This is a genomic window from Leisingera sp. ABM4_103, assembly GCF_056158685.1.
In genome coordinates this window covers 57,086-82,137 of sequence record NZ_JBSWTU010000007.1, presented here as the reverse complement: position 1 = coordinate 82,137, position 25,052 = coordinate 57,086, and the positions used below count along the sequence as shown (strand labels likewise).

Below are 25,052 nucleotides of genomic sequence, written 5' to 3'. Positions count from 1 at the left end.
ATGAGGTGCCAATGATGTTCACGCTGAATGGAAAAAACTTTGCGTTTCCGTAGACGTTTTCGGACGCCATCAATGCTGCGTGTGCTTCCAGCCTATGCCTTTCTTGATGAGTAGCAGCCCTTATTTGGGCTGCCAATGGAACGGCGCTTGCTTCTGTGTCCGGAGAAGTCCGGAAGAATACAGCCGCAGCTTACTACGGGAGCATCGTTCAGTTGTGTGAGTGCTGTCTTGCTGCGAACGGCGAGAAACGCGCGAAAGTTGGTGATGCCCTGAGGGGCGGCATATCATGGCGGTGTCGAGTCGCCTTCAGTTCTCTGCTGAGAAAAGGATATGCCACGTGTCAAAGACTACCATCACTCAACTGCCCGATCCATCGGGTTTTACATCCGACCCCTTCACCGACATCCTGCGCGATGGAGCGCGCAAGCTGATCGAACAGGCGATCCATGCCGAACTGGCCGCGTTGATGAACAGCTTTTCCGGGGAAAGGCTAGAGGACGGGCGGGCCCGCTTGGTGCGCCATGGTCACTTACCCGAACGCGAGGTGATGACCGGCATTGGGCCGGTGCCGGTGAAAGTGCCGCGCGTGCGGGATCGGGGTGCTGGCGAAGACAAGATCAGCTTCACACCCAGCATCCTGCCGCGCTATCTTCGCAAAGCGAAATCGGTCGGAGAGCTTCTGCCGTGGCTTTATCTCAAGGGCGTGTCGACTGGTGATTTCACCGAGGCCCTGCAGGCGCTGCTGGGCCCGAATGCCAAGGGCCTGTCCGCCAAGACCATCGCGCGGCTGAAGGCCGACTGGTGGACAGACTATGAGGCGTGGCAGAAGCGCGATCTTGGCAACCGGCGCTTCCTCTACATCTGGGCCGACGGGGTCTACTTCAAACCGCGCATGGCTGAGGAAAAGCAATGCGTTCTGGTGATTGTCGGGGCGGATGAATATGGCCGCAAGGAGCTGCTGGCGATGACCGACGGCTTCCGAGAAAGCACGCAAAGCTGGCGCGAGTTGCTGCTTGATCTCAAACGGCGAGGTTTGAAGCAAGACCCCAAACTGGCCATCGGTGACGGTGCCCTGGGGTTCTGGACAGCGCTGCGCGAGGTCTTTGCAGCGACGCGTGAGCAAAGATGCTGGGTCCACAAGACGATGAATGTGCTGAACGCGATGCCGAAATCCATGCAGGCAAAGGCCAAAGGCCACCTCCATGACATCTGGCAGGGCGAGACCAAAGCCGAAGCGGACGCCGCCTTTGATTTCTTCGTCGAAACATACGGTGTGAAATGGGAAAAGGCGGTCTCCAAACTGGTCAATGACCGCGACGCGCTGCTGACCTTCTACGACGGATGAGATCGACAAGACTTTCGTGCTGGCTTTTGCTATATTTCGTCTGTGCGGTCGACCTCGTGGCGAAGCGTGGCGCAGCGGCTGGAAGCGTCACCGGGCAGCCCATTCAGTCCCTGCCGGTTTGAGGCGGCCGCACACCCGGCCTGTTTTGGGGGGTGTGGCCGCCAGGCAGCGACGAAGTGTTCGTAGCTTTTCTCCGCGTGCTCAGCGATCTTCATTTCCTGCTGCCGCATTTCCTTCACATTGTAGGCATAGCTCGCGCCGCGCCGATTACCCTTCTTCTGCGGCTGCCCGGCCGCCAACTCCATGGCACGGCACTTGTGGGCGACCAGGCTGGGCCGGGCCCAGCGATAGTCCTCGCCTTTCGTCAGCATATGCCAGCACAGGGTGGCGAGCTTGCGTGCGACCGCGACAGCGGCGATCTGATGGCCACGACGCGCGCGGATACGGATGAAGAAGGCGCGCAGCGGACCCGGCGCTTTCGCCGCTGCCCAGGCCGCCTCGACCAACATCGCGCGGGCATGGCTGCGCCCGGCCTTGCTGATCCGGCCATGGTAGGCGGGCCCCAGACCGGACTGACGCACCCGCGGGTTCAGCCCGAAATAGCTCACCAGTTTCTGCGGCGACTTGAACCGCTCGATGCTGCCGATCGCCGCCATCAGCCCGGCCGCCACAGTCAGATTGACGCCCGTGATGGTTAGCAACCGCCGGATCGGTTCGTCCTCCAGCGCGTCTTGGGCGATGTCCCGGTCGAGCGCCGCAAGGTCCTCTCCGAGCCGGTCCAGCTCGCGGATATGGCGCGCAATCGCGGCCCGCTCGTCCGCCGGCACCGGCTGACGCGTCAGCCAATCGCGGCCGCGCTTGTTGAAGAGATCGGCATGCGGGCATTTCGGGATCAGATGCGCATGCAGGATGGCATGCACTTCGTTCTTGATCCGGGTCCGATGCCGCACGACCTGATACCGGCGCGCGGCAAGCCTGCGCATCCGCTCTGTGGCTGCATCCGGGGTCCATATTTCCGGCAGGTAACCGGCGGCATGCAGGCTGGCCAGCGTGCCGGCGTCGACCTTGTCGGTCTTCACATGGGCATGGGCGATCGCCTTGACCTGAAGCGGATTGGCAATCACCACGCGCTTGACGTAGGGCGTCAGCACCCGGGAGACTGCCATGCAGTTTCCCGTTGCCTCAATGACCACTTCATCCGTCTTGAGAAGTTGCCTGCCAAACCCCTCCAGGGCCGTGCGGGTCATGTCGACCCGGCCCTCGTGCCTGGTCAGACCGTTCTCCCAGATCACCACCTCCCCGAAGGTGCGGTGGATATCTATGCCGATTACGCGTCGCATATGCGCCTCCCTTGCCAGTTGAAAACAGCGGGAGCGGCGGGCGACACGACAACTACGGATTCGCGCTCTCAGCGCAACCGGGCGAGTTGCAGAGGCGGCCAGCTACTAACACGAGCTCGCGGCTCATCGTATAAAACGGCCTGCCCGCACCTTCGTGCTCCCGGTGCCTCTGTCCCGGATGCTCGCAGCATACACCCTGATCCGAGAATCGGGGCCGAACATCGGCACCAGGATCTTCATACCGGTTACTATCCGGCCGAACATTGGAAACACGTCCGGACGTCAAATCCGATCGAAAGCACCTTCGCCACCGTCCGGCATCGCACCAAACGAACCAAGGGATGTCTCAGTCGAAAGACCGGGCTGGCCATGGCCTTCAAGTTGATGATGTCCGCGCAGAAGAAATGGCGAAAGCTCGACGGCCAAAACCGCATGCCCGAGATCATCCAGGGGATTGAGTTCCGCGACGGGATCCGCCAACTTCAAGCTGCCGCCTGATCAAGCGTCACCAACTTCTGCGCATATCTCGCGAACGGCAGCCGGAAGTGGCTTGAAACTTACTTTGAAGGCATAGACATTTGGGTTGGAATAGAGGAGGAGAAGATTTTTTCAGTTGGAAGGATGCTGTCCCAATGGATTGTTTTTCAACTACGTTTTTCCCGGATCTGATCCGGAGTAATGACCTGAGGGGGTTCAGCTATGATCCGATCCGAGCTTGCGGATAAAATTTCCTGGGAGAACCCGCATCTGACCAAGGAAGAGGCAGACCGGGTCGTCCGGGTAGTTTTTGAGGAGATCATTAAATCGCTCTCTGACGGCGGCCGCGTCGAGCTCCGTGGATTTGGCGCTTTTTCTGTCAGGGCCCGCGAAGCGCGCCCCGGGCGTAATCCTAAAACGGGGGAAGCTGTCGATGTCGTTTCAAAGCATGTGCCGTTTTTTAAGACAGGCAAGCTTTTGAAGCAGAGGCTGAACGGCGGCTGAGACGGACGAGGCGTTTTCTGCGGTGGACGGGCGGCGGCTGTTCCTGATTGTGTAGATGCTGCTTATTGGAAGCGCATTGGACCGCACTGGCGCTGTCGAGCTGATTGTTGGAGCGCTGAAACCGTTGATGGCCTTGGCGGGTCAATGGGCTGCGCTTGCTATCGTCTATGTTGTCACTTCGGTACTGACCGAGGTTTTGACCAACAGCGCGGTTGCGGTGATCATGACGCCGCTGGCGGCGGGGCTTGCGACAGCCCTAGACCCCATGATCGGTTTCTGAACTGACTGGTAAGGCAGCCACACCAGACTCACGAAATTGGGCAGGCGTGACACCGTAGACCTGACGGAAGTGCCGCAGAAAATGTGATGCATCCGCGAACCCGGCATCAGCTGCGATATCCGAGATCCTGTCGGTCGAGTGGAGCAAGCGCCAGGCGCCATAACGGGTTCGCAGGAAACGGTAGTATGTCGATGGTGACTGTCCGAGACTGCGAGTAAAGCGCCGCGCAAGCTGCCGAGTGCTAAGACCGACGCGGTCTGCAAGATTTTCAAGCGGGACCGGCGCGTTCAGTGTCTGTTCCATGATGCCAACCACATGCCGCACGACGCTGTCGGCAACCTCGCGGATCTCGGAGGTAAACTGCGCCTGCGGATAAGATGCCTCTCTGCGGTGATTGAGAACTAGGTGCCTAAGGCTTTGCTGGGCAAGCTCCTGCCCGCAATGGCGACCAACTAGATATAAGGCGAGGTCCGAGGCTCCAGTCGAACCGGCACAGGTGATCCTGTCGTCAGCGTCGAAAAAGATCCGGTCTGAAATCGCGTGGACGTCGGGGAATTGCGCGGCGAATTCTTCATGGACGTTCCAATGCACGCAGGCAGTTCGCCCCTTCATCAGACCAGCGCGAGCAATGTTAAAGGTACCAGTACAAAGGCCGATCAGAGTTACCCCGTTCTCGGCCGCTTCTTGCAAGTAGCTGGTCAGCCAGGCTGGCTGCAGGCGTTGAGGGTAATCGTTGCCACCCACGACAGCGATGTAGTTGAACTGGCTTGGCTCCACCGGGCCGCTGTCGGGCGTGATCGCAAGCCCACAGCTGGCCCTCGGGCGGCCCTTGCCCATGATAACCCAGCCGCATTCTAACTGGCGGCTTTGCCCGCCAACATCAGCAGCCAATCGTAGAGCTTCCACAAAGCCAGCGAACGCGTTCAGCGTGAAGTTGTCGAGCACTATGAGCCCAACCCGCAGCTTCTGTTTGCCATGACCAAAGGCATCTAATGTTGTGCGCGGGCGAGGCATTCGAGTTTCTACCTGATGTGTCTTATTTTTTCAGTTAAATGTCAGATTTATTCTACATGATGCTTGGTCCGGCCTCTACAGTGAAATCTCTAAACACAGTGAAGCACCTGGGAGGACTATATGACCAAGAATTGGATTGGAGCTGCGATAGCTATCGCAGTATGCGGCGCATTTTCCACGGCAGTATCCGCTCAGGAGCACAAATTCCGCGTCAATATGCCGGGCAACGAAGAGTCCATTGCTTACAAGTCCGTGGAGCGGTTCGACGAGGTGCTTAGCGACCTGACTGGCGGCGCAATCGATATGAAGCTGTTTGCCAACTCCGCGCTGGGAGATCAGGAAAGCTCTCTAGAGGCGTTGCAAACCGGTTTGCTGAACATGGCGACCATAGAAACGCCGATCACGTCGGTTGTCCCCGAGCTGGGCGCTACCGCGCTGCCGTATATCTTTGCCGACCGGGAGCACGTGAAGGCTGCGCTGAATGGCGACGCGGGAAAGAAGATCGAGGCGATGCTGATCGCGAAGGGCCTGCGCCCAGTGGCCTATCTCGAAGGCGGCTTCCGCCAGATCACCAACAGCGTGCGTCCGATCCATACGCCTGCCGACCTGGAGGGCGTGAAGATGCGCACCCCGGGCAGCAGCCTGCGGATCAAGGTCTTCAATCACTATGGCGCCAACGCCTCTCCGTTGCCTTTTGCCGAACTGTACTCAGCGCTGCAGACCGGTGTCTTTGACGGGCAGGAAAACCCGGTGATCTGGGCCAAGTCGCAGAAGTTCTACGAGGTGCAAGACTACCTGTCGCTTACCAACCATCTCTACACGATCACCTACCTGCTGATCGCGGAGAACGACTGGCAGATGCTGACACCGGAGCAACAGGACGCGGTGATGCAGGCTGGGGACGCGGCCGAGGCCTATTCCGTCGAGCTGGGCACCCAGGCCGACGAAGAGATCGTCGCCTTCCTGCGCGAGCAGGGCATGCAGGTGAACACGGCGGACACCGGCGCTTTCACAGCCAAGTCCACCCCGATCTGGGAAGAATGGGCCAATGAGCAGGGGGAAGACGCAACGGCGCTGATCCGCCTGATCACCGGCGTCCGACCGGCCCAGTGACACGGCAAGAAGGTCTGGATACATGATGAACCGCGTTCTTGAAGCTGTCATCGCGGCATTGCTGTTGGCCGCGGTGGGAGTCGCCTTCACGGCGGTGATCTACCGCTACGCTCTGGGGGCCGCGCTCAGCTGGAGCTTCGAGGTATCGCTTGCCCTGCTCACCTACATCACATTCCTTGGCGCCTACCTGGCGCTGAGGAAGGGTGCCCACCTTCGTGTAGACCTTCTGGTCGCAAAGCTGCCGCGCGGTTTGCGCGGTGTGCTCTACTTTGCGAACCAGGCCATTATTGGCACGATCGGCTGGATCATGGCCTGGCACGGTGGTCGGCAGGTGTTGCGCTTTGCTGAACAGAAGACCACCGTGCTGGAAATCTCGACCACTTGGTACTACGCAGCCATCCCGGCCGCCGGTGTGCTCATCATGCTGGATGCCGCGGTCTCCAGCCTGGGCGGGCTGTCGCGGCTTGCCAAGGGGCAAGAAGCCGACACCGGCGCCAGCGAACCCGCAGAGATCTGAACCATGACACTCCTACTTGTACTCGCGGCCCTGCTCGGGTTGATCGGCTTCGGCGTGCCCATCGCCTTCGCGCTGATCTCCATCGCCGTCGGCATCTTCTACCTGGCCGATGTCGACCAGATCATCATTGCGCAGCGGCTCTACCGCGGCGTCCAGAGCTTCCCGCTGCTTGCGGTACCGCTGTTTATCCTGGCAGGCCAGATCATGAGCCGCTCGGGCATTTCCGGCCACTTGGTGGAATTTGCCAAGACTCTCGTCGGGCAGATGCGCGGCGGTCTAGCAGCGGTGAATGTGGTCACCTCGATGTTCTTTGCGGGCATGTCCGGCACCTCGATGTCCGATACCGCGGCGGTGGGCGGGATGATCATCGACCCGATGGTCAAACGTGGCTATTCCCGCGCCTTCACCGGCGCCGTGACCGCAGCCTCCTCGACCATTGGCATCATCATTCCGCCATCGGTCCCGATGGTTATCCTTGGCGCCTATCTCGGGATTTCCACAGGAGCACTGTTTGCCGCAGGGCTGATTTCCGGCCTGCTGCTGGGCCTGGCGCTGATTGCCGCCTCCTGGCTGATCTCGATCCGCGAGGGCTACCCGGTCGAGGCGCCGTTTTCGGCACGCCGTGCCGCAGCGGCCTTCGGCAGGGCGCTGCCTGCGCTGCTCATGCCCGCGATCATCCTGGGCGGCATCCTGTTTGGCGTCTTTACACCCACCGAAGCCTCCGCCGTGGCCGTGGTCTATGGCGCTGCCGTAGGCATTCTGTACTACCGTACGCTGACGTTGCGCGTTCTTTACAAGACGCTGTGCGAAGCGGCGGTGCTGTCCGGCGCGGTGATGATGGTGACGGCGGCTGCGCATGTGATGGGCTTTGCCTTCACCTACGAGCAGCTGGCCGAAAGCATCCTCAAGCCGCTGGCTGAGCTTCAAGTCTCCCCGGTCCTGTTCTTGGTAATGCTCAGCGTGATCATGATTGTCGCGGGCACTTTCCTCGACGGTATCGCGATGATCTTCATCGTCGTGCCCCTGTTCTTCCCGGCCATCGATCTGCTTGGCATTCATCCCGTCCATTTCGGCATGGTGGTGGTGCTGTGCTGGGGCATCGGCCAACAGACCCCACCGGTCGGCGCGGCGCTGTTTATCACGTCGGCCATTGCCAAAGTGGACATGCTGACGCTGACCCGTGCCAACCTGCCCTTCATTGCGGTGATGCTGCTGGTGCTTGCGGCGGTGATCCTCTTCCCTGAAACCCTTGTGCTCTCGATCCCGAGCGCACTGGGCCTCTGACCTTCAAGACTGCAAAGGTAATTGTTCCAATGATGACCCCAAACCGTTTCATCGACGTGATCTACACCCACACGGACGGCGAGCCGACCTGCATCATTCCCGGCGGCATTCCCTATCCCCAGGGGCTGGACATCGTCGGCAAGCGAGACTTCATCCGCGAGCACTACGATTTCGTGCGCACCGGCCTCCTGCGTGAGCCGCGCGGCCATCACGACATGGTCGGCGTCTTTGTTACCCCGCCGTCGAGCCCGGATTTCGATGCTGGCATGCTGTGGTGCGACGGCGACGACTTCATGGAGATGTGCGGCCACGGCACCATCGCGCTGTCGATGGCGATGATCTCCCACGGCATGGTCCACACCACCGCCAAGGACGTGGCCAAGATCCGCTTCGAGACCCCGGCCGGGCCGGTTACGTCGGAAGTCGGCTTCGAGGACGGCCAGGTCGCTTGGACCCGCTTCCAGAACGTGCCGGCCTTCGTACTGCACGCCGATGTTCCGGTGACGCTGCCGGGCGTGGGCGAGGTGCTCTGCGACATCTGTTTTGGCGGCAACTTTTTCGCCGTGCTGAAGTGGCCCTATCCGGAGACCCCGATCGGCCCGGACAACGGCAAGATGCTGTCCGAGATGGGAGTGCTGGTGAAGGATCAGGTCAACGCCAAGATGGACATTCAGCACCCGACTGAAAAGCACATCAAGGGGCTGAACTTCACTACCTTCTGGCAGGAACCCGACGATGCCGACAGCCTTTACCGCAATGTCCACGTGTTTTCCGACGGCAAGCTTGACCGGTCGCCGGGCGGCACCGGCACCTCGATGATGATGGCCTATTTCGAGCGCCGCGGCGAGATGAAGATCGGGGACGTGATCCGCTCCGAGGGGCTTCTGGGCATCGGCCGTTTCGAGGGCCAGCTGCTGGGCGAGACCGAGGTTGGTGGCGTGCGCGCCGTGGTGCCGACCGTCAAGGGCACGGCGAAAGTAACTGGTTATGCAAAATGGCTAGTGGACGAAACCGACCCGGTTGGCCGCGGCTTCGTGGTGACCTGAAGAGCGCGTTTAGAATAAAGATCTTTACCCTATCCAGAGAACGCCGATACCAGGCTGGCTGCCACCAAGGCTGCCAGCTTTCTTACCTCAATGGGATTACCTCCAACTTCCATATGAGGCATGTCCCGGAGAGGTATAGCTCCGGGTAGTGCCCTTGGTGTCGTCCGCGCCCACCATCATGCGCCGAAAGGCGCCATCAAGGGCGCGGTGGTCATCGGTGAATTTTCGGTAGAAATGGGTTATGACAGACAACCTGCAATCGTGGGGCCGAAACCGGAGTGGCTGCGAACGGGTCAATGCAGGATGGTGAATGCAGGCCCCATGGCTCTGGAAGTGCCAAGGTTACGCTGCAGCTGCTGGATCGAACCTGGCTTGGGCGATCATTCTCCAACAGACTGCACTGCAGAGAAGGATAGTTCGTGCAGATTTCTAGATATCCCAAGTAGCTTCTTCACTTGCGATCTTCCGGAGCACGGCGATTGCTTTGTCCAGAGCTGGGTGGGGGATATCCGCGGGGCGGACGATATACATGGGATACGCGAACGTGACGGCTTCTTCGATCATGCCGATTTGACCCGTTTTCAGAAAGGGAGGGGCAGCGCTTTGCCTGCCATATGCGGCCCCGCCATTCTTGAGGATGTGCTTTGCTGCAAGAGGTCCGTAGTCAAAGGACAGTGAGGCTCCTTCGAATCGAGGGTAGCTTTGCCTGAATGTCGCATTGAAGGCCTCTCCCCAGTCTACATATGCAAACCTTGGGTCGTATACAGAGCGGATGCTAGGATCCGTCGTGTACAGCGCAAGACGATCTTCCATCAGCAGATCTGCCTTTAATCCCGCTCTTTCGGGGGGCGCATGCATCAACGCCACATCAATTGTCCCGTCAGAAAACCGGTCGATCAAGTCGCCAGGAATATCAACTTTGCTGCGCAGCGCGGTTTCGGGCATCTCAACCGTCAAACGGCTGATCCATCTGCTCATCCAAGTGGCTGCTACGTTCACCTCAGCGCCTAGCAATAGAACAGAAGAAAAGCCTTCCGGGACGGCAAGGTCGCTTTTCAGGCGCTCCCCAAGCTGAACAAAAGTAGGAGCTTGCCGCAGAAAAAGTTTGCCTGACCTGGTCAACACCGCTCCCGATTTGCGTCTGATCAGAAGCTGTCTCCCGAGGTTTTCCTCAAGCTTTTTGATGCGTGCGCTGACCGTGGTCTGGGCAACGTTAAGCCTCGCTGCAGCTTGTCCGAAGTTTCCCGCCGAAGCAACTTCGATGAAAGTTTTCACAACGTCGGTGTCCACAATAGCCTCCGTGAAGCAGTATTGTTGCTCATACGCAGCGAAATAAATCATTGTACAATTAGATGGAAGGGGGGGTATCTGAAAATTAGTGAAGAATTCACCGATAGGGTGATCTTGAATGTCGAGCAAGATGAGCAAAATTCCAGCGCACGCAAAGTTGCGGCTGCATGATTGGAGGGTTTCTATCCTCTCAAGAAGTAGTCACGGAGTTCATTTTGATCAAATTGCAAGGCGTGCGAACACGTTTTCCGCGAACATAAATATACCAGATGCTTGCGAAATTAATTCGCAAAGTGAGAATAATCTCAGACCAGGCGTTTCAGGTAATATTAGGGTAGGGGTTTGGGGGCGCCTCCTAGCTGCCTGTCGAGATGTGTTCGCTCCCTTGAGCACCGGTCAGCGTTTGCAATCACCATCTTTGGAGCCTGAAAACCCTCATGCAGATGAGGTTGAATCGAGCGCCTCCAGAGCGGAAGCTGAAGTGCCAAAGGCACATTGGAGTAGCCTAAAGAGGCCTGATGTCCTTTGGGAGTTTCTTGATGCAGAATCTGAAAAAATAATTGATAACAGAGGCTTGAATTTAGATAGACCGGCTCTCATAATTTGTTCAACCCTTACATGCGGGCGCCGGCTGGCCCGCTACTTCACATCTCAAGGCGTAGAAGCACACCTGGTCACAGATGTGGACGAAGGGTTTGGCGTTCTCCAGGGACAGCCGGATGCCTGGTCCATGGCAATTCTGGATCTCGATAGTTTCGGAGGTATTCTGGAGTTGTCCGATGACCTTATCGACTTCCGGATCGAAGCTCCGGAGGTGCCTGTTCTTTTGCTGTCATCTGGGTTCTCCCGGGATGATTTGACGGAGGAGCGTTTGCCAATGTGTGACGCTTCAATTCGAAGTCCGGCTCTGTCTCTTTCTATTCTTAATGGGGCGAGGGCCGCAATTGAGAATAATAAATCTTGGCGCCACCGCTGCAAAATTCCTAGTCACTGATGGGCAATTTAGCTGGCTGCTGACATGGCGGGTCAGGAAGCGGTGGCTGAAATGAATGTGGCTGCAGATCGGGCTAATGAATCTTGTATTGCTTTTCACATTCTGCGTTTTGATAATTGCTGCTCCTAGTCGGGCAGTTTCGGGTAATGCAAGTAAAGGCCCGCGCCCTGAAATTTTTAATGCTATTGGAAAAATTCATATTGGCGGGCTTAACTTTTGTACGGGCACCCTCGTCCGACCAGACCTGGTCGTCACTGCCGCACACTGCCTGTCAGATCGGGAGACCAAAGCTGTCTTCCGCCCCGAAGACGTATCAGTACACTTCGAGGTGTATGGAAAGAGATCAAGGCTCACCAGAATTGCCAGGAAGCTTGTGACGCATCCAAAGTATCGCTTCAGTGATCCGGCCGAGAACAATCTACGAACTGACATTGCTTTCCTGCTTCTCGATCAGCCCGTGCCAGAAGATGTTGCGAAGCCCATTCCGATTGCAGCGGACTTGCAGCGGCAGGCGAAAGTCTCCATCCTATCCTATAGCCAACACAGACGAAGAAACCTGAAAATAGACAATGATTGCAATGTTCTAGGCGCCAGCCACCTTGCAGTTGCTTTTTCCTGCAAAGTCGATTTTGGTGCGTCCGGAGCACCCGTGATTTCATGGAGCGGGGAAAACGTGCCAAGCCTGGTTTCAATCATTGCAGCCAAAGCCATGATGGGCGAAGAGCCTGTGGCGCTCGGCGCGGTAATTGATGCGGCCGCAGTTGCAGTATTACGCAGCGTAAGCTGCGCACCTGGACAGCCAAGTTCTTGTTAGGATCAAGGGACTATAAGTTGCTTTAGCGTGCATTTGTGAAAATAAATTTCCCCGCGGGAAAGCCTATCTTTCTCCAAATGGTGCATCTCCGATAAACCTTTTACGTCAGGTCTGCCTGCCGCCTGCTTATCGGGCTGCGGCGGGGAAATTCCCCTGATCAACAGCGCCACACAAAAACATATGCACACTCACGATAATATCTCGCCAGTCAGCTCACACCCAGATCATCCGGTCTAGAGGCAAAGTGACATTCGCTGATCTCTACGACAATTGCCGCGGTCTTGGCAGGAAGGCAGTTAAACACATTACATCAGGAGTTCAAAATCGGCTGGCAAGACCCGGCATGGCGGATGCGGCCACGCCGGGCTAGCCACCGCATCGGCCCCGGAAGGGCAAAGCCGGTGGCGGGGTTAAGCTCAGGCAGCTTTGGCCTTGCGCTGCAGGACACGGCCGCTCAGCGGGATGCCGCGCGCGACGGTCATCGTGGACACGCAGCCCTGTGCTGTCCACAACCAGCGCGATCGGACCACTGGCTGTCCGGGTGTCGGGCGCGATCTGAAGCGATGGCGCACGCCGGCAAAGCGTCGAAAAATCCGGCACGGGGAGGTCCGTCTGCATGAGCCGCAGCGGACTTCGGACAAAGCCCTGCGTTTGGCGAAGCGGCAAGCCGAACACGGCGCGCAGGGTCAAGCAGGTCTCGATCGCCAGATCAGGATATCGTTGTTGACCACCGCGCTTGCCAGAGCGCGCTGCGCCCCACCGGGACACCGCGTTTTCGCTGAACCAGACCGTTACGTCACCACGCTGGCGGAGCGCCTCATTGTATTCGGCCCAGTTCGTCACACGGTACTTTGCCTTCGCAAACTTATCCCGCCGCGACGCGTTGAATTTGAAAGGCATCCCAGCATCCCGCAGTCAAATCGAAGGACCAGCTACGCATCGGAAACGATTTGTGCAACACGCTCCCGCAGATCAGTCCTCGAATTCCACCAGCAGGTCCTTGGCGTCGATCTGGCCGCCGGGCTGGACATGGACGGCCTTGACCACCGCGTCGCGCTCGGCGTGCAGGCCGGTCTCCATCTTCATCGCCTCGATGGTCAGCAGCAGATCGCCTTCATGCACCTGCTGGCCCGGCTGCACCGCCACCGTGGCCACCACGCCCGGCATCGGCGCGCCGATGTGGCTTGGGTTGCCGTGCTCGGCCTTCGGCCGGGCCTGGGTCAAGGACTTCACCCGCCGGTTCGGCACCCGGATCACCCGCGGCTGGCCGTTCAGCTCGAAGAACACCTTCACCTCGCCCTTCTCGTCGTTGTCACCGATCGCCTGCAGGCGGATCTCCAGCGTCTTGCCCGGATCGATCTCGGCGGTGATCTCCTCACCCGGCTCCATGCCGTAGAAAAAGGTGCGGGTCGGCAGCGTGCGCACCGGCCCGTACTGGCGGTGGCGGCCCATGTAATCCAGGAACACCTTGGGATACATCAGGTAGCCGTTCAGGTCCTCGTCATCGGCGGTGAAGCCTTCCAGCTGCTTGGACAGATCCACGCGGACCGCTTCCAGGTCGACCGGCTCCAGGTGCGCGCCGGGGCGTTCGGTGTTCGGCGCTTCGCCCTTCAGCACCTTGGACACGATGCTTTTCGGGAAGCCACCCGGGGGCTGGCCCAGGTTGCCGCGCATCATGTCGACCACCGAGTCGGGGAAGGCGACGTCGGTCTTGGGATCCTCGACCTGCGCACGGGTCAGGCCTTGGGAGACCATCATCAGCGCCATGTCGCCAACCACCTTGGAGGACGGGGTCACCTTGACGATGTCGCCGAACATCTGGTTCACGTCAGCATAGGTCTGCGCCACATCGGCCCATTTCTCTTCCAGACCCAGGCTGCGCGCCTGCGCCTTCAGGTTGGTGACCTGGCCGCCCGGCATCTCGTGCAGGTAGACCTCCGAGGCCGGGGCCTGCAGGCCGCTCTCGAACGCCGCATACTGCGCCCGTACCTGCTCCCAGTAGCCGGAGATCTCGCGCACCTTGGCGATGTCGATGCCGGTGTCGCGGTCGGTATTGCGCAGCGCCTCCACGATGGAGCCCAGGCAGGGCTGCGAGGTGCCGCCGGAGAACGCGTCCATTGCCGCATCCACCGCATCCACGCCGGCATCCGCCGCCGCCAGGATGGTGGCCCCGGCCACGCCGGAGGTGTCATGGGTGTGGAAGTGGACCGGCAGCCCGACCTCTTCCTTCAGCGCCTTGATCAGCTGGCGGGCGGCGGCGGGCTTCAAGAGGCCCGCCATGTCCTTCAGACCCAGGATATGGGCGCCTGCTGCTTCCATCTCCTTGGCCATGCCGACGTAATACTTCAGGTCGTACTTGGCACGGTTCGGGTCCAGGATGTCGCCGGTGTAGCAGATGGTGCCTTCGCAGACCTTGCCGCTTTCAACCACCGCGTCCATCGCGACGCGCATGTTCTCGACCCAGTTCAGGGAGTCGAAAACGCGGAACACGTCAACGCCGGTTTTCGCCGCCTGGCGCACGAATTCCTGCACCACGTTGTCCGGATAGTTGGTGTAGCCGACGCCGTTGGAGGCGCGCAGCAGCATCTGGGTCATCAGGTTCGGCATCCGCTCGCGCAGATCGCGCAGGCGCTGCCACGGGCATTCCTGCAGGAAGCGGTAGGCGACGTCGAAGGTCGCACCGCCCCAGCACTCGACCGAGAACAGCTGGCTGAGGTTCTGGGCGTATGCCGGCGCCACCTTGATCATGTCGATCGAACGCATCCGGGTTGCCAGCAGCGACTGGTGGCCGTCGCGCATGGTGGTGTCGGTCAGCAGCAGCTGGCGCTGCGCCTTCATCCAGTCGGCCACCGCCTGGGCGCCCTTCTGCTCCAGCAGGTTGCGGGTGCCATAGGGCAGGTTGCCCACGTCCGCCTTCGGCGCGCGCGGCTCTTTCAGGTCGGCGGCGGGGGCCGCGCGGCCTTCGGTCTCCGGGTGGCCGTTGACGGTGATGTCCGCGATATAGGTCAGCACCTTGGTGCCGCGGTCGCGCCGCTTCTTGAACTGGAACAGGTCCGGGGTCTCGTCGATGAACTTGGTGGTGTATTCGTTCGACAGGAAGGTCGGGTGCTTCAGCAGGTTCTCGACAAAGGCGATGTTGGTGGAAACACCGCGGACCCGGAACTCGCGCAGCGCGCGGTCCATGCGGGCGATCGCCTTTTCCGGGGTCGGCGCCCAGGCGGTCACCTTGGTCAGGAGCGAGTCGTAGTAGCGGGTGATCACGCCGCCCGCATATGCGGTGCCGCCGTCCAGGCGGATGCCCATGCCGGTGGCCGAGCGGTAGGCGGTGATGCGGCCGTAATCCGGGATGAAACTGTTCAGCGGGTCTTCGGTGGTCACCCGGGTCTGCAGCGCGTGGCCGTGCAGGCGGATTTCATCCTGGCTGGCCTTGCCGGTCGCCTCGGCAATGCTCTTGCCTTCGGCGATCAGGATCTGCGCCTGCACGATGTCGATGCCGGTGACCTCTTCGGTCACGGTATGCTCCACCTGCACCCGCGGGTTCACCTCAATGAAGTAGAAGTTGCCGGATTCCATATCCATCAGGAATTCGACGGTGCCCGCGCATTCATAGTTCACATGCTGGCAGATCTTTCGGCCCAGGTCGCAGATCTCGGCACGCTGCGCCTCGGTCAGATACGGGGCAGGGGCGCGCTCCACCACTTTCTGGTTGCGGCGCTGCACCGAGCAGTCCCGCTCGTAGAGGTGATAGATGTTGCCCTCCTTGTCGCCGAGGATCTGCACCTCGACGTGACGGGCGCGGGTGATCATCTTCTCCAGGTAGCCTTCGCCGTTGCCAAAGGCGGCTTCCGCCTCGCGGCGGCCTTCCAGGACCTTCTCTTCCAGCTCTTTCTCGCCGTAGATCGGTCGCATGCCGCGGCCGCCGCCGCCCCAGGAGGCCTTCAGCATCAGCGGATAGCCGATCTCGGCCGCTTCCTTGCGGATCGCGTCCATGTCGTCGCCCAGCACCTCGGTGGCCGGAATGACCGGCACGCCGGCGGCAATCGCCACTTTCCGGGCCGAAGCCTTGTCACCCAGCGCGCGCATGGTTTCGGCCTTGGGGCCGATGAAGGTGATGCCATTGCGGGCGCAGGCATCCACGAATTCCGGATTCTCCGACAGCAGGCCGTAACCGGGGTGGATCGCATCGGCGCCGCATTCCTTGGCGACGCGGATGATCTCGTCGATCGACAGATAGGCCGCCACCGGCCCCAGCCCCTCGCCGATGCGGTAGGCCTCATCCGCCTTGAAGCGGTGCAGGCCCAGCTTGTCCTCCTCGGCATAGACCGCGACGGTGCGCTTGCCCATCTCATTGGCGGCCCGCATCACGCGGATCGCAATCTCGCCGCGGTTGGCGATCAGGATTTTCTTGAAGTCAGTCATAATGGGCTTTCCGTGTGTTGCGGGAATGCAAGTTCGACCCCAAGGGCGCGGGGCCGGTTTCTGTGCGGTTGGGCAAAACCAACGGTGTTCTGTACGCGGAGCTATCCGCCCTTGGGATCCGGCGCATCGGCCTGATGGCGGTCAATTGCTGTCCTTTGCTCTGCAGACAGGCCTTAATCCAGCAGGAGGCCGTGGCCCGTCCGACCGCGGATCGCAGCGACCTTGGCCCGGCCCAGCCGCTCGGTAAGCGTTCCCAAAGGATAACCCAGGAACTTGCAGGAACAGATGCGGGTGCCGCTCTCACGGTGGTTCAGAACCAGTCGGCCCATGTTGAAGCCCAGGTCGAACCCCCTGCTAGCAAGCCGGCGGCGCAGGCCGGCCCAACTGGTGGATTGCCGAAATACCGGTTCCAGAAACCTGCGCAGTAAAACCCCGGTTTCACAATCGAGACGATTGCTGTCTTCCGGTCCGCGCCACCGGGTCTGCAATGGACCGGTTTCCGCGACTAGATCAGGTTGATACATCATTCTTAGATCCTCCGATGACGCACGCGGCGTCTCCTGATGCGGAAGCGGCAAAACGTGGCCCGGGCACCCATATCCGTGCGGTGAAATGCGTGACCAAGTCTTGCTCCGAACCCGTGAAACGCGCGAGATTACGGAAAACGTTATGCAATCACGGTTCCAGCTTGCGGAAAACTGGGGGTTTCAGATTTCGGAGACGGATAACCGTCTGATTTGGAATGGCTTATTTTGAGGAAAAATTTCCAGCTTCGCCGCTGCGTGGCAGGATTTCAGGGCCAAGCCGCCGCCGATCTGTTGCAAAACGTTTCGGGAGTTACAGTCTGATGTGCCAGAGATGATACATTATTCAGCCCCGGAGCAATTCAAGACCCCGCGGCAAAGGCGCTGGCCAGGCCATCCATGACCTGCGCACGATAACGGATATCCTCCGCCTCTGATAGAAAGCACAGGCGCGGGCCGGTAATGGTGAGAAGAACCATTCCGACACTGCGGCGATTGTCGTCGGAAATCACGAACAGGCCGTGGCGAGGGCCACGGTAGCGATGCTCTTCGATGAAGCCGGGCAGGGCTTCGCTCTCGGGCCAGGGGCCGGACCCGGTCGTCGTCAACATGCGCGCCAGCGCCGGAGCGTCCTGTTGCCGGGCCGGGCGGAGCGACAGGTTGCCTGTCATGAATTTCGGAGGATGCAGCAGGTGCCATTGTTCGGGCGCCATGACGTAGTCACGGCAAGGCTCGGAGGTTTGCGTGCCGTGAAAAAACATGCGTCTTGCGGCAGGGCAAAGTGAAAATCCAAGTCCGGTCAGAAGCGCGCGCGACGCGAAATTTTCTGCATGACAGGTGGCAGTCAGGGGCGGACCAGCGCTGGCAAAGCGGGCCGCAACGGCCAGTTTCAGCGCCCGGCGCATCAGACCCTGGCGCCAAAATTCCGGTGCCAGCCAGTACCACAGCGATGCACCGATGCAGAGCCCACCCGCCACCTTGTCCTGGTATTCGATGATCCGCAGGTTTTCCCCGGGATGCGCGCCATGGTCCAGAAGCTGGCGCGCTGCCTCGGGCGTGAAAGGCCGGGCGACCGCGGCCAGCCAGCGGGCGATGCGAATATCGTTGAAATGGCCTTTGACCACAGTCAGGTCCACCGCGGTCAAAGGGCGCAGGCGCTGGTCGCCCTCGGTCAGAATGTCAGGAAAACTCTCCATCATGCCCCGTTGTCCGTCTGCGGTTCCCTGCCAGATGAGCGCAGATCCCGTGCCTGAATCAAGCCAGTGATTCGGATGCTTATCATGTTCGGAAAAATCTTCTGCGGCGCAGCGAAACGGGCTTCGAAACAGAGCGTTACAAAGCCGCGCGCAAAACGTAACGCAATTTTACACATTTTCGGAACGGCCCTCGGAATCCGCAGAAAATCGCGGTTTTCGGCCTTTTCTGATTGAGTCAACGTGTCGCTCGGATACCCTTTGTGCCACCCGAGAAAATGGGGCCCGAGGGAGGGTTGGCCAATGCAGAAAATCACAAGCAGGCAGCGCAACGGATCACTGGGGGCTTCAGTTCGGTCGGCCGGACCCCGGCACCCCGGGCAGGGAATCCCAGATCGCGGAAAAATCGCTGACCATCCGCAGATGGACTTGCCGGAGAAGGTCGATCTTGAGAGGATCGTTCAGCTTTTCCAAGGCCTTGTGCGCCGCCTGCATGTCCAGAGGATCGCCAGTTTCCAGCGCGCGGTCGATGGCGTCGTGGCAGCTCCGGTCGACATCTTCTGCGGCGTTGCAAACTTCCTTCAGCGCCCGGAAAAAGCGGAGATCGGTGGGGTCTGTCATCGGGTTTGCCTTTCGCTGAAAAAATCGGCGCCGGTTTATAGGGGGCGTCCATGACAGGTCAATCACGCAAAACCGGCGATATCCTTATAGACCGGGTGAAGACCATCCAGGCGATCGCCCAGGCTAATACCGAACAGCTGCGGCTGAACCAGAAGGCCAGCGGCCTGATGGTACTCGACATGAAGGACGCGCGGGACGGGGTCGAAGACCACGCCCACGATGACGCGCAGGCGCAGAACGACGCGGCGCTCGAAGAAAACACTGAAACGATCAACCGGCTAGAGGCCCGGCTTTCCGCCCTGGACGAGGAATTGGAAGCCGCGATGAAGGAGCAAAGTTGAATGACACAGCACAAGCCGCCGCAAGCGATGACGCTTTTCGACCTGATTGCCCGCACATGGGACGTGAAAACCGAGGTGCGGGCGCTTCAGTTCAATGCCAAGGGAACGTCCCTGGCTGCGCAACTGGCCGATGGCCAATTGGCCTTTGTCTCGGTCCAAGACGCCGAGAGCCCGGACAGCCGGGTACGGGTCGAGGCCGATACCGGGCGGTCGAGCATCCGACCCCGGTCCAAGCCGCTGCCGCCACCGGTGTTCAGTAAAGCGCCCGTGGCGCGCGCCGATGTGCCACTGTGTCGGCTTGGCGATCAGGGCTTTGCCTTTCCCCATGTCGATACGGGTGTCATATGGCGCGCAACCGCGCGAGGCCAGACCCTGGCCCTGAATGGCGCGCGCCAGGACGCGGTCACTGCGTTGGCAGCCCTTTCGCGCTCTGGTCAGATGGTCGTCGTGCATGGGACACGCTTGGCCCTGATGTCCGAATGCGGTGGGCGTGAGGTGGCGGGTATCAAGCTGGATCACGGCGTTACCCGGATTGCAGTTTCTGGCGATGAATCCCTGTTGGCCTGTTGGGGTGTCGGTCAGGTGAGCATCGTCCGTGCCGAAGACATGACCTGCCAGGCGCAGATCGCATGCGATGGCAAAGTGCTGTGCCTAGAATGGTCGCCCTGCCAGCGCTGGCTTGTGGCGGGCTGCGAAGACAAGGCGGTGCTGCTGGTCGATGCGGCGGCGGGGACTTCCGACCGGATCGTCGATTTCCCGGCATCGGTTCTGACTGCGGAGTTCAGCGACAAGGCCAAGGCAGTCATTGCCTCAGGCGCGTTTCGGGTTGTGGGTTGGTCCTTGCCGGACCTGCCGTTCGGCGACCGCGCCGGTGCGCCGATCGAGACCGGAAAGCCGGGGCTGACGATTGTCGACCGGGTTTCGGTGCATCCCAAGCGGGATCTCTGTGCGGTTAGCTACGGCTCCGGCCTCGTCATGCTGTGCCGCATCGGGCACCCGGATGAAATGCTGGTGCGCGAAGGCACGGGCGCGGCGGTTACTGCGCTGGCTTGGTCCGACGACGGCGCGCATCTTGCTATTGGCGGGGAGGACGGCAGCCTGTCGATCGCTACCTTCCCGAACAACATGTTCAAATAATACCTGAAGGGAGAAGACACATGTCACAAGCACTGTCCGCTGAAGAGCAAAGCAAGGACCGTTATTTCCAAAAACTGGCAAAGGTTGCCGGAGAGATGGTCGAGGAGCACGGCAAGGACTTTGCCGCTGGAGCGCTGGTTCTGGCCGCGCGTTGGGTCTCGGAAAACCGTCTTAGTAAGACAGAGGACGTCAAGCACTAGTGATGTTTGGCCCTCTCTAGTGACGCAGCTGCCGGTGATGATAGGCACTGAATCTGGTTAACGAGTACACAGCTTAGCGGCGCGGCCAGCTCGGCAAGCGAGCTGGCCGACCTTGTAGCATTGGCGGCCGCCGAAAGCGCATCCGTCAACTCAGGCTCAACGAGCTGTGCATAGGCGCAAAGCTCATGAATGCGGAAGGTCGCAAAATGCAGACTGTCGCCATTCAGCAGGACCTCACCATGGGGACGTTTCGGCAACTGAGTGTTCAGCGCATTGCTGTGTACCGCCGCGCCAAGCGTGGTCAGTACCGATTTTCGCCACTTGGCGTAATCCGTGTCGACGGAATGGTCGATGCCCACCGCATAGAGCTTTTCAGAGATCGCGCGGAAGGCGCGGCCCCCGGCAATGTGGCGGCGCCAGAAATCACTGGCCTCCTCGGCGCTGCGGCAGGCGGCGAAACGCTCCGCCAGCTTGCGGCGGATCAGGATCACCAGCGTCATGTCCACGTCTTCCGACAGCGACCGGGCGATTTGCATCGCGGGCATCGGCAGGTCAGTCAGCGCCAGAAGGCGCAAAGCTGCAAGCTGTTCAGTCAACCGGGCAGAGAGCGCCGTCAGCCCGTGCCATTGCGCCGCGGTCAGCCCGTCGGTCTGGTGGTGACGTCCGACGGCCGCGGCCTCGTGCAGGGCCCGAACCCAGAGCACCGCCTGATCATAGAGAAACACCAGGTCGACATCGGTGCTGGCCGGAGCCGCTTCGACCCGCGGCAGGGCGCGGAATCCCGGCAGGCTGCGCAGGCCCAGGCGCCAGCCATGGTCGAAATCCAAACCGGCGGCGGACCAGAGTTGGCGTACCCGTGCCAGAAGCTGCGGCGACAGACCGGGATAGGACCGTTCCGGCGCGGTTCCGTCGAGCGGGATAATACCACCGATTGGGGGATGCGGGCTCATTTGGCTGCTTTTCAATCGTTTCTTAGCTTCAGGATAGCCCGTCGCGTGGGCTTGCGGCCAGCGTTTTGTCTGTTGCCGGGACAGGAGACGGTGTCATGCCCCTAGGCACTCATCTTCGCGCGAAGCACAGTCAGGTGTTCAGGCTGGGGCAGCTTGTGACCCTGTTGCAGATGTCCTCCGCCGAACTTGACGAGCATCTGGCCGCGCAAGCGCAGGAGAACCCGATGCTGGTCTTGCGCCTGCGCCAGCGTCGTGCCGCCGTGATGAGCGCCACGGATGTGCTGGAAATGACCGCGGTGGAGCAGGCAAACAGCCTTTACGATCATGTGTTCCATGAATTGGCGGGGCTGATCGGCCAGGGCGGGTTGATGGAAAAACTCATCACGGCGCTGATTGCGGAACTGGAGCCGTCGGGCTGGCTGGGCCGCTCGGCCGAAGCGATTGCCGAAAGCCTCGGTCTGAGTGTGACGCTGGTTGAAACCGCGTTGCGGGTGGTTCAGAAACGTGTCGATCCGGCCGGGTTGTTCGCCCGCGACCTGCAGGAATGCCTGCGGTTGCAGCTGGAAGACCGGGAGGCGATTACCGAGGACATGGCAGTGGTGCTGGATCATCTTCCTGCGCTGGAAAGCGGCGGCCCGGCGGCACTGGTCCGGGCGACCGGGCTGTCACGGGATACGGTACAGGACTGCCTCGCATTGCTTCGCCGGCTCGACCCGAAACCGGGCAGCGGCTTTGTCTCGGATCCCACGCTCACACGCGAACCCGATGTCCGGATCACACCGTCGGGCGACGGATGGGAGATCGAATTCCTGTCGTCGTGGCAAGGGGATATCGAGATCATCAATCTTCCGCGCCGCGGCAGGGCAAGCGAGGCCACAGAAGCACTGGCCAAGGCGCGGGCGCTGAAACATGCGCTTCATGCGCGCGCGTCCGCTCTAAAACAGGTGGTCGGAGAAATCGTGGAGCGCCAGGGCGCTTATTTCCGCTTCGGAGATCGAGCTCTGGCCCCGATGACACTGTCCGAAATTGCGCTGGAAACCGGATTTCACCTCAGCACCGTAAGCCGGGTTCTGAACGGGCTGCTGATCGAAGGGCCGAACGGCATTGTCCTGGCGCGCACCCTGTTTACCGGCACGGCGTCTGCCCAGGCAACCCAGTCCAAGCCGCAGGTTCAGGCCCGTATCCGGGCGCTGTTGGCCGAAGAAGACCGAAAGAAGCCGCTCTCCGACCGGCGACTGACGGCCATCCTGCAGTCCGAAGGCATCGCAGTGTCACGCCGTGTTGTATCAAACTACCGGCAGGACATCGGCATCCCCGCCGCGGCGAAGCGCCGGCTGCGGGCCTGACGCCGCAACCCCTCGGCGCAGTATCACGCCACAGAAGGGGACATCCGGGTGCGGTTGCGGACCCGCACGGTTCCACCAATGCTGCGGCGCAGAAAAATCGATATTCTTCAGAGGTTTGTGCTGAAAGGCACGGTGCTTTCGGGGTGCCTGATCCGGGATGTGTAACGCGGGTGATTCAGCAAGTGTAACGAAGCGTAAAATCCCTGGAACGGCAATTGTAACGTTATGCGACAATCATTGCATATGCCGCGCCCGGCCTCGGCCTCAAGAAAAGTGCCCCGTGGAAAAATCATCAAAAATTATTTCGTAAAAACAAAAAGATAATAAATTTTCTGCGCCGCTTAGGGCGCCTGCCGAATTCTGGAACCGGCCTTGCTAGAAGAAAGCCACAAGACGCCAGCGCCCGGACAGGACGCTCAAAGAACGAAGGACAGGGAGAGAGACCAGCAGCCGCCACGATGCAGCGGATGTGTCGAACTTCTCAACCTTTGCCGAGAACCGGCGCCTCAAGTGGGCGCCAAACCGAAATGGCAAAAGCCGCCAACCGGGTGCCGGGCGACTGGCCCCAGAGCTTTAAGGAGGCTCATGGCATGACTTTGACGCTCAACAAGATCACGTCCCAACGTGGTATCTCGGTAGGGGAGGCCACCAAGAAGATCTCCGATCTCGGATGGAATCCGTCCTACGTCCAGGAAGCCGCCACCTTCCCGACCGACTACAAGATCACCAAGGCCCCGCGCGATCCGATGAAACAGGTCCTGCGCTCCTACTTCCCGATGGAAGAGGAAAAGGACAACCGTGTTTACGGCGCGCTCGACGCGGCGCTGCGCGGCGACATGTTCCGCAATGTGGAGCCGCGCTGGATCGAGTGGATGAAGCTGTTCCTGGCAATCATTCCCTTCCCCGAAATCTCGGCCGCCCGCGCGATGGCGATGGTCGCACGGATCTCTCCCGGCGAGGATCTGCGCACCGGCTTCACGATGCAGATGGTCGATGAATTCCGCCACTCCACGATTCAGATGAACCTGAAGAAGTGGTACATGGAAAACTACATCGACCCGGCCGGCTTCGACATCACCGAAGAGGCCTTCGGTAAGTGCTATGCCACCACCATCGGCCGCCAATTCGGCGAGGGGTTCATCACAGGCGACGTGATGACCTCGGCCTGTATGTACCTGACCGTTGTCGCGGAAACCGCCTTCACCAACACGCTCTTCGTGGCCATGCCCTCGGAGGCGGCGCGCAATGGCGACTATGCGCTGCCCACGGTGTTCCTCTCGGTCCAGTCGGACGAAAGCCGCCACATCGGCAACGGCCACTCGCTTCTGATGGCCGCGCTGAAGGAGCCGGAGAACCACCTTCTGCTGGAACGCGACCTGCGCTACGCCTTCTGGCAGAACCACGCCATCGTTGACGCCGCCATCGGCACTTTCATCGAATACGGCACCACCAACCGCGACAAGGAAAAGGAATCCTACGCAGAAATGTGGCACCGGTGGATCTTCGAGGACTACTACCGGACCTACATGCTGCCGCTCGAAAAGTACGGCGTGAAGGTGCACCACGACGACGTTCAGGAAGCCTGGAAGCGGATCACCGAAAAGAACTACGTTCACAAGGTCGCCCAGTTCTTTGCCGTCGGCTGGCCCGTCAACTTCTGGCGCATCGAAGCACAGACTGAGAAGGACTTCGAGTGGTTCGAGCACAAGTACCCCGGCTGGTACGCCGAGTTCGGCGAGTTCTGGAAGTGGTATGCGAAACTGTCGAAGCCGGGTGAGAAAGTTGTCACTTTCAACGAGGACACCGGTTACGTCTATCCGCACCGCTGCTGGTCCTGCCTCGTGCCTTGCCTGATCCGCGAGGACATGGTGGTCGATGAGATCGACGGTGAGCTGCACACCTTCGCCCATGAGCTGGATCGCTGGACCGCGGTCGAGGCATTCTCTGACGAGTATCAAGGCCGGCCGACACCGGCGATGGGCAAGTTCTCGGGCAAGCGCGAATGGGAAACCGTCTATGACGGCTGGGACCTGGCGGATGCCATCAAGGATCTCAACTTCGTCCGCGACGACGGCGAGACCCTGATCCCGCAGCCGCACCTGCGCTTCGACAACAAGGACATGTGGAAGCTGGAGCACGTTCGCGGCCACACCCTGGCTTCACCGTTGAAAGCGCTGCGCGCCATGTCGCCCAGCGATCGCGAGGCGCACATCGCAGAGTACCGCGCAGGCTTCACCATCAATCCCTGCAACTGATCACGACCATCGCTGGGGCTGCGTGAGCGGCCCCAGCACCCCCGCAAG

General features: G+C 60.3%; 21 protein-coding genes and 3 pseudogenes. 15 read left to right on the top strand and 9 right to left on the bottom strand.

The window, feature by feature from the left end; genetic code table 11:
* Nucleotides 1-337 precede the first annotated feature (337 nt).
* Nucleotides 338-1,339 (top strand): annotated as a pseudogene (locus ACXAED_RS22715) (IS256 family transposase); the annotation flags it as partial.
* A 149-nt stretch (nucleotides 1,340-1,488) separates the two neighbouring features.
* Here the strand turns inward: ACXAED_RS22715 and ACXAED_RS22710 are convergent.
* Nucleotides 1,489-2,667: pseudogene (locus tag ACXAED_RS22710) on the bottom strand (IS110 family RNA-guided transposase); the annotation flags it as partial.
* Between the two features lie 267 nt (nucleotides 2,668-2,934).
* Here ACXAED_RS22710 and ACXAED_RS22705 point away from each other — a divergent pair.
* From ACXAED_RS22705 to ACXAED_RS22695, 3 genes and pseudogenes are all read left to right on the top strand, one after another.
* A pseudogene (locus ACXAED_RS22705) lies at nucleotides 2,935-3,183 on the top strand (IS256 family transposase); the annotation flags it as partial.
* A 201-nt stretch (nucleotides 3,184-3,384) separates the two neighbouring features.
* Nucleotides 3,385-3,666 (top strand): integration host factor subunit beta, encoded by a 282-nt coding sequence (gene ihfB / locus ACXAED_RS22700; RefSeq protein WP_475053839.1) that lies wholly within the window; start codon nucleotides 3,385-3,387, stop codon nucleotides 3,664-3,666.
* A 55-nt stretch (nucleotides 3,667-3,721) separates the two neighbouring features.
* Entirely contained in the window at nucleotides 3,722-3,946 is a 225-nt protein-coding gene (locus ACXAED_RS22695) for an SLC13 family permease (protein WP_475053838.1), read from the top strand.
* On the opposite strand, the gene ACXAED_RS22690 is transcribed toward ACXAED_RS22695, so the two are convergent.
* Nucleotides 3,923-4,960 (bottom strand): GlxA family transcriptional regulator, encoded by a 1,038-nt coding sequence (locus tag ACXAED_RS22690; RefSeq protein WP_475053836.1) that lies wholly within the window; start codon nucleotides 4,958-4,960, stop codon nucleotides 3,923-3,925. The genes ACXAED_RS22695 and ACXAED_RS22690 overlap by 24 nt on opposite strands.
* A 120-nt stretch (nucleotides 4,961-5,080) precedes the next feature.
* Here ACXAED_RS22690 and ACXAED_RS22685 point away from each other — a divergent pair, with 120 nt between their 5' ends.
* From ACXAED_RS22685 to ACXAED_RS22670, 4 genes are read left to right on the top strand one after another with little or no spacing between them, the layout of a single operon-like run.
* Nucleotides 5,081-6,073: a TRAP transporter substrate-binding protein gene (locus tag ACXAED_RS22685; RefSeq protein WP_475053835.1), complete on the top strand. Its 993-nt coding sequence runs from the start codon at nucleotides 5,081-5,083 to the stop codon at nucleotides 6,071-6,073.
* Nucleotides 6,074-6,095: 22 nt separating this feature from the next.
* Nucleotides 6,096-6,590 (top strand): TRAP transporter small permease, encoded by a 495-nt coding sequence (locus ACXAED_RS22680; protein ID WP_475053833.1) that lies wholly within the window; start codon nucleotides 6,096-6,098, stop codon nucleotides 6,588-6,590.
* Between the two features lie 3 nt (nucleotides 6,591-6,593).
* Entirely contained in the window at nucleotides 6,594-7,874 is a 1,281-nt protein-coding gene (locus tag ACXAED_RS22675) for a TRAP transporter large permease (RefSeq protein WP_475053832.1), read from the top strand.
* 29 nt (nucleotides 7,875-7,903) lie between these two features.
* Nucleotides 7,904-8,920: a proline racemase family protein gene (locus tag ACXAED_RS22670; RefSeq protein WP_475053829.1), complete on the top strand. Its 1,017-nt coding sequence runs from the start codon at nucleotides 7,904-7,906 to the stop codon at nucleotides 8,918-8,920.
* A gap of 429 nt (nucleotides 8,921-9,349) precedes the next feature.
* On the opposite strand, the gene ACXAED_RS22665 is transcribed toward ACXAED_RS22670, so the two are convergent.
* Entirely contained in the window at nucleotides 9,350-10,210 is an 861-nt protein-coding gene (locus ACXAED_RS22665; protein WP_475053827.1) for a LysR family transcriptional regulator, read from the bottom strand.
* Nucleotides 10,211-10,328: 118 nt separating this feature from the next.
* Here ACXAED_RS22665 and ACXAED_RS22660 point away from each other — a divergent pair, with 118 nt between their 5' ends.
* Both ACXAED_RS22660 and ACXAED_RS22655 read left to right on the top strand, forming a co-directional pair.
* Nucleotides 10,329-11,204 carry a hypothetical protein gene (locus ACXAED_RS22660; RefSeq protein ID WP_475053825.1) on the top strand — a complete coding sequence of 292 codons (876 nt, stop codon included), beginning with the start codon at nucleotides 10,329-10,331 and terminating at the stop codon, nucleotides 11,202-11,204.
* 76 nt (nucleotides 11,205-11,280) lie between these two features.
* Nucleotides 11,281-12,018, top strand: coding sequence for a trypsin-like serine peptidase (locus tag ACXAED_RS22655; RefSeq protein ID WP_475053823.1), 738 nt, complete (start codon nucleotides 11,281-11,283; stop codon nucleotides 12,016-12,018).
* A 366-nt stretch (nucleotides 12,019-12,384) separates the two neighbouring features.
* Here the strand turns inward: ACXAED_RS22655 and ACXAED_RS22650 are convergent, their stop codons facing one another.
* From ACXAED_RS22650 to ACXAED_RS22630, 5 genes are all read right to left on the bottom strand, one after another.
* Nucleotides 12,385-12,918 carry a transposase gene (locus ACXAED_RS22650; protein ID WP_475053820.1) on the bottom strand — a complete coding sequence of 178 codons (534 nt, stop codon included), beginning with the start codon at nucleotides 12,916-12,918 and terminating at the stop codon, nucleotides 12,385-12,387.
* Nucleotides 12,919-12,990: 72 nt separating this feature from the next.
* Entirely contained in the window at nucleotides 12,991-16,437 is a 3,447-nt protein-coding gene (locus ACXAED_RS22645) for a pyruvate carboxylase (protein ID WP_475053818.1), read from the bottom strand.
* Nucleotides 16,438-16,610: 173 nt separating this feature from the next.
* Nucleotides 16,611-16,964 (bottom strand): hypothetical protein, encoded by a 354-nt coding sequence (locus ACXAED_RS22640; RefSeq protein ID WP_475053816.1) that lies wholly within the window; start codon nucleotides 16,962-16,964, stop codon nucleotides 16,611-16,613.
* Between the two features lie 359 nt (nucleotides 16,965-17,323).
* Nucleotides 17,324-18,106: a GNAT family N-acetyltransferase gene (locus tag ACXAED_RS22635; protein ID WP_475053813.1), complete on the bottom strand. Its 783-nt coding sequence runs from the start codon at nucleotides 18,104-18,106 to the stop codon at nucleotides 17,324-17,326.
* 396 nt (nucleotides 18,107-18,502) lie between these two features.
* Nucleotides 18,503-18,775: a hypothetical protein gene (locus ACXAED_RS22630; protein ID WP_475053812.1), complete on the bottom strand. Its 273-nt coding sequence runs from the start codon at nucleotides 18,773-18,775 to the stop codon at nucleotides 18,503-18,505.
* Nucleotides 18,776-18,825: 50 nt separating this feature from the next.
* Between ACXAED_RS22630 and ACXAED_RS22625 the strand changes: the two genes are divergently transcribed.
* The 3 genes from ACXAED_RS22625 to ACXAED_RS22615 are packed head-to-tail and all read left to right on the top strand — an operon-like array spanning nucleotide 18,826 to nucleotide 20,453.
* On the top strand, nucleotides 18,826-19,116 hold the full coding sequence (locus ACXAED_RS22625; protein ID WP_475053809.1) for a hypothetical protein: 291 nt from the start codon (nucleotides 18,826-18,828) through the stop codon (nucleotides 19,114-19,116).
* The gene (locus ACXAED_RS22620) at nucleotides 19,117-20,253 is read left to right on the top strand and encodes a WD40 repeat domain-containing protein (RefSeq protein WP_475053808.1); all 1,137 of its coding nucleotides are present in this window, start codon (nucleotides 19,117-19,119) and stop codon (nucleotides 20,251-20,253) included. It begins immediately after the preceding gene.
* A 20-nt stretch (nucleotides 20,254-20,273) separates the two neighbouring features.
* Nucleotides 20,274-20,453: a hypothetical protein gene (locus ACXAED_RS22615; protein ID WP_174149211.1), complete on the top strand. Its 180-nt coding sequence runs from the start codon at nucleotides 20,274-20,276 to the stop codon at nucleotides 20,451-20,453.
* On the opposite strand, the gene ACXAED_RS22610 is transcribed toward ACXAED_RS22615, so the two are convergent.
* Nucleotides 20,450-21,403 carry a hypothetical protein gene (locus ACXAED_RS22610; protein WP_475053805.1) on the bottom strand — a complete coding sequence of 318 codons (954 nt, stop codon included), beginning with the start codon at nucleotides 21,401-21,403 and terminating at the stop codon, nucleotides 20,450-20,452. The two genes, ACXAED_RS22615 and ACXAED_RS22610, sit on opposite strands and share 4 nt — an antisense overlap.
* A 95-nt stretch (nucleotides 21,404-21,498) precedes the next feature.
* On the opposite strand from ACXAED_RS22610, the gene ACXAED_RS22605 reads away from it, so the two are divergent.
* Both ACXAED_RS22605 and ACXAED_RS22600 read left to right on the top strand, forming a co-directional pair.
* The gene (locus tag ACXAED_RS22605) at nucleotides 21,499-22,749 is read left to right on the top strand and encodes an RNA polymerase factor sigma-54 (protein WP_475053803.1); all 1,251 of its coding nucleotides are present in this window, start codon (nucleotides 21,499-21,501) and stop codon (nucleotides 22,747-22,749) included.
* A 590-nt stretch (nucleotides 22,750-23,339) separates the two neighbouring features.
* Nucleotides 23,340-25,004, top strand: coding sequence for a ferritin family protein (locus ACXAED_RS22600; RefSeq protein WP_222506251.1), 1,665 nt, complete (start codon nucleotides 23,340-23,342; stop codon nucleotides 25,002-25,004).
* Nucleotides 25,005-25,052: the final 48 nt, after the last annotated feature.

Excerpts from the sequence above, each read along its gene's own strand:
- ihfB (WP_475053839.1), top strand. The coding sequence starts at position 3,385 with ATGATCCGATCCGAGCTTGCGGATAAAATTTCCTGGGAGAACCCGCAT.
- ACXAED_RS22695 (WP_475053838.1), top strand. The coding sequence starts at position 3,722 with ATGCTGCTTATTGGAAGCGCATTGGACCGCACTGGCGCTGTCGAGCTG.
- ACXAED_RS22690 (WP_475053836.1), bottom strand. The coding sequence starts at position 4,960 with ATGCCTCGCCCGCGCACAACATTAGATGCCTTTGGTCATGGCAAACAG.
- ACXAED_RS22685 (WP_475053835.1), top strand. The coding sequence starts at position 5,081 with ATGACCAAGAATTGGATTGGAGCTGCGATAGCTATCGCAGTATGCGGC.
- ACXAED_RS22680 (WP_475053833.1), top strand. The coding sequence starts at position 6,096 with ATGATGAACCGCGTTCTTGAAGCTGTCATCGCGGCATTGCTGTTGGCC.
- ACXAED_RS22675 (WP_475053832.1), top strand. The coding sequence starts at position 6,594 with ATGACACTCCTACTTGTACTCGCGGCCCTGCTCGGGTTGATCGGCTTC.
- ACXAED_RS22670 (WP_475053829.1), top strand. The coding sequence starts at position 7,904 with ATGATGACCCCAAACCGTTTCATCGACGTGATCTACACCCACACGGAC.
- ACXAED_RS22660 (WP_475053825.1), top strand. The coding sequence starts at position 10,329 with ATGTCGAGCAAGATGAGCAAAATTCCAGCGCACGCAAAGTTGCGGCTG.
- ACXAED_RS22655 (WP_475053823.1), top strand. The coding sequence starts at position 11,281 with ATGAATCTTGTATTGCTTTTCACATTCTGCGTTTTGATAATTGCTGCT.
- ACXAED_RS22650 (WP_475053820.1), bottom strand. The coding sequence starts at position 12,918 with ATGCCTTTCAAATTCAACGCGTCGCGGCGGGATAAGTTTGCGAAGGCA.
- ACXAED_RS22645 (WP_475053818.1), bottom strand. The coding sequence starts at position 16,437 with ATGACTGACTTCAAGAAAATCCTGATCGCCAACCGCGGCGAGATTGCG.
- ACXAED_RS22640 (WP_475053816.1), bottom strand. The coding sequence starts at position 16,964 with ATGATGTATCAACCTGATCTAGTCGCGGAAACCGGTCCATTGCAGACC.
- ACXAED_RS22630 (WP_475053812.1), bottom strand. The coding sequence starts at position 18,775 with ATGACAGACCCCACCGATCTCCGCTTTTTCCGGGCGCTGAAGGAAGTT.
- ACXAED_RS22625 (WP_475053809.1), top strand. The coding sequence starts at position 18,826 with ATGACAGGTCAATCACGCAAAACCGGCGATATCCTTATAGACCGGGTG.
- ACXAED_RS22620 (WP_475053808.1), top strand. The coding sequence starts at position 19,117 with ATGACACAGCACAAGCCGCCGCAAGCGATGACGCTTTTCGACCTGATT.
- ACXAED_RS22615 (WP_174149211.1), top strand. The coding sequence starts at position 20,274 with ATGTCACAAGCACTGTCCGCTGAAGAGCAAAGCAAGGACCGTTATTTC.
- ACXAED_RS22610 (WP_475053805.1), bottom strand. The coding sequence starts at position 21,403 with ATGAGCCCGCATCCCCCAATCGGTGGTATTATCCCGCTCGACGGAACC.
- ACXAED_RS22605 (WP_475053803.1), top strand. The coding sequence starts at position 21,499 with ATGCCCCTAGGCACTCATCTTCGCGCGAAGCACAGTCAGGTGTTCAGG.
- ACXAED_RS22600 (WP_222506251.1), top strand. The coding sequence starts at position 23,340 with ATGACTTTGACGCTCAACAAGATCACGTCCCAACGTGGTATCTCGGTA.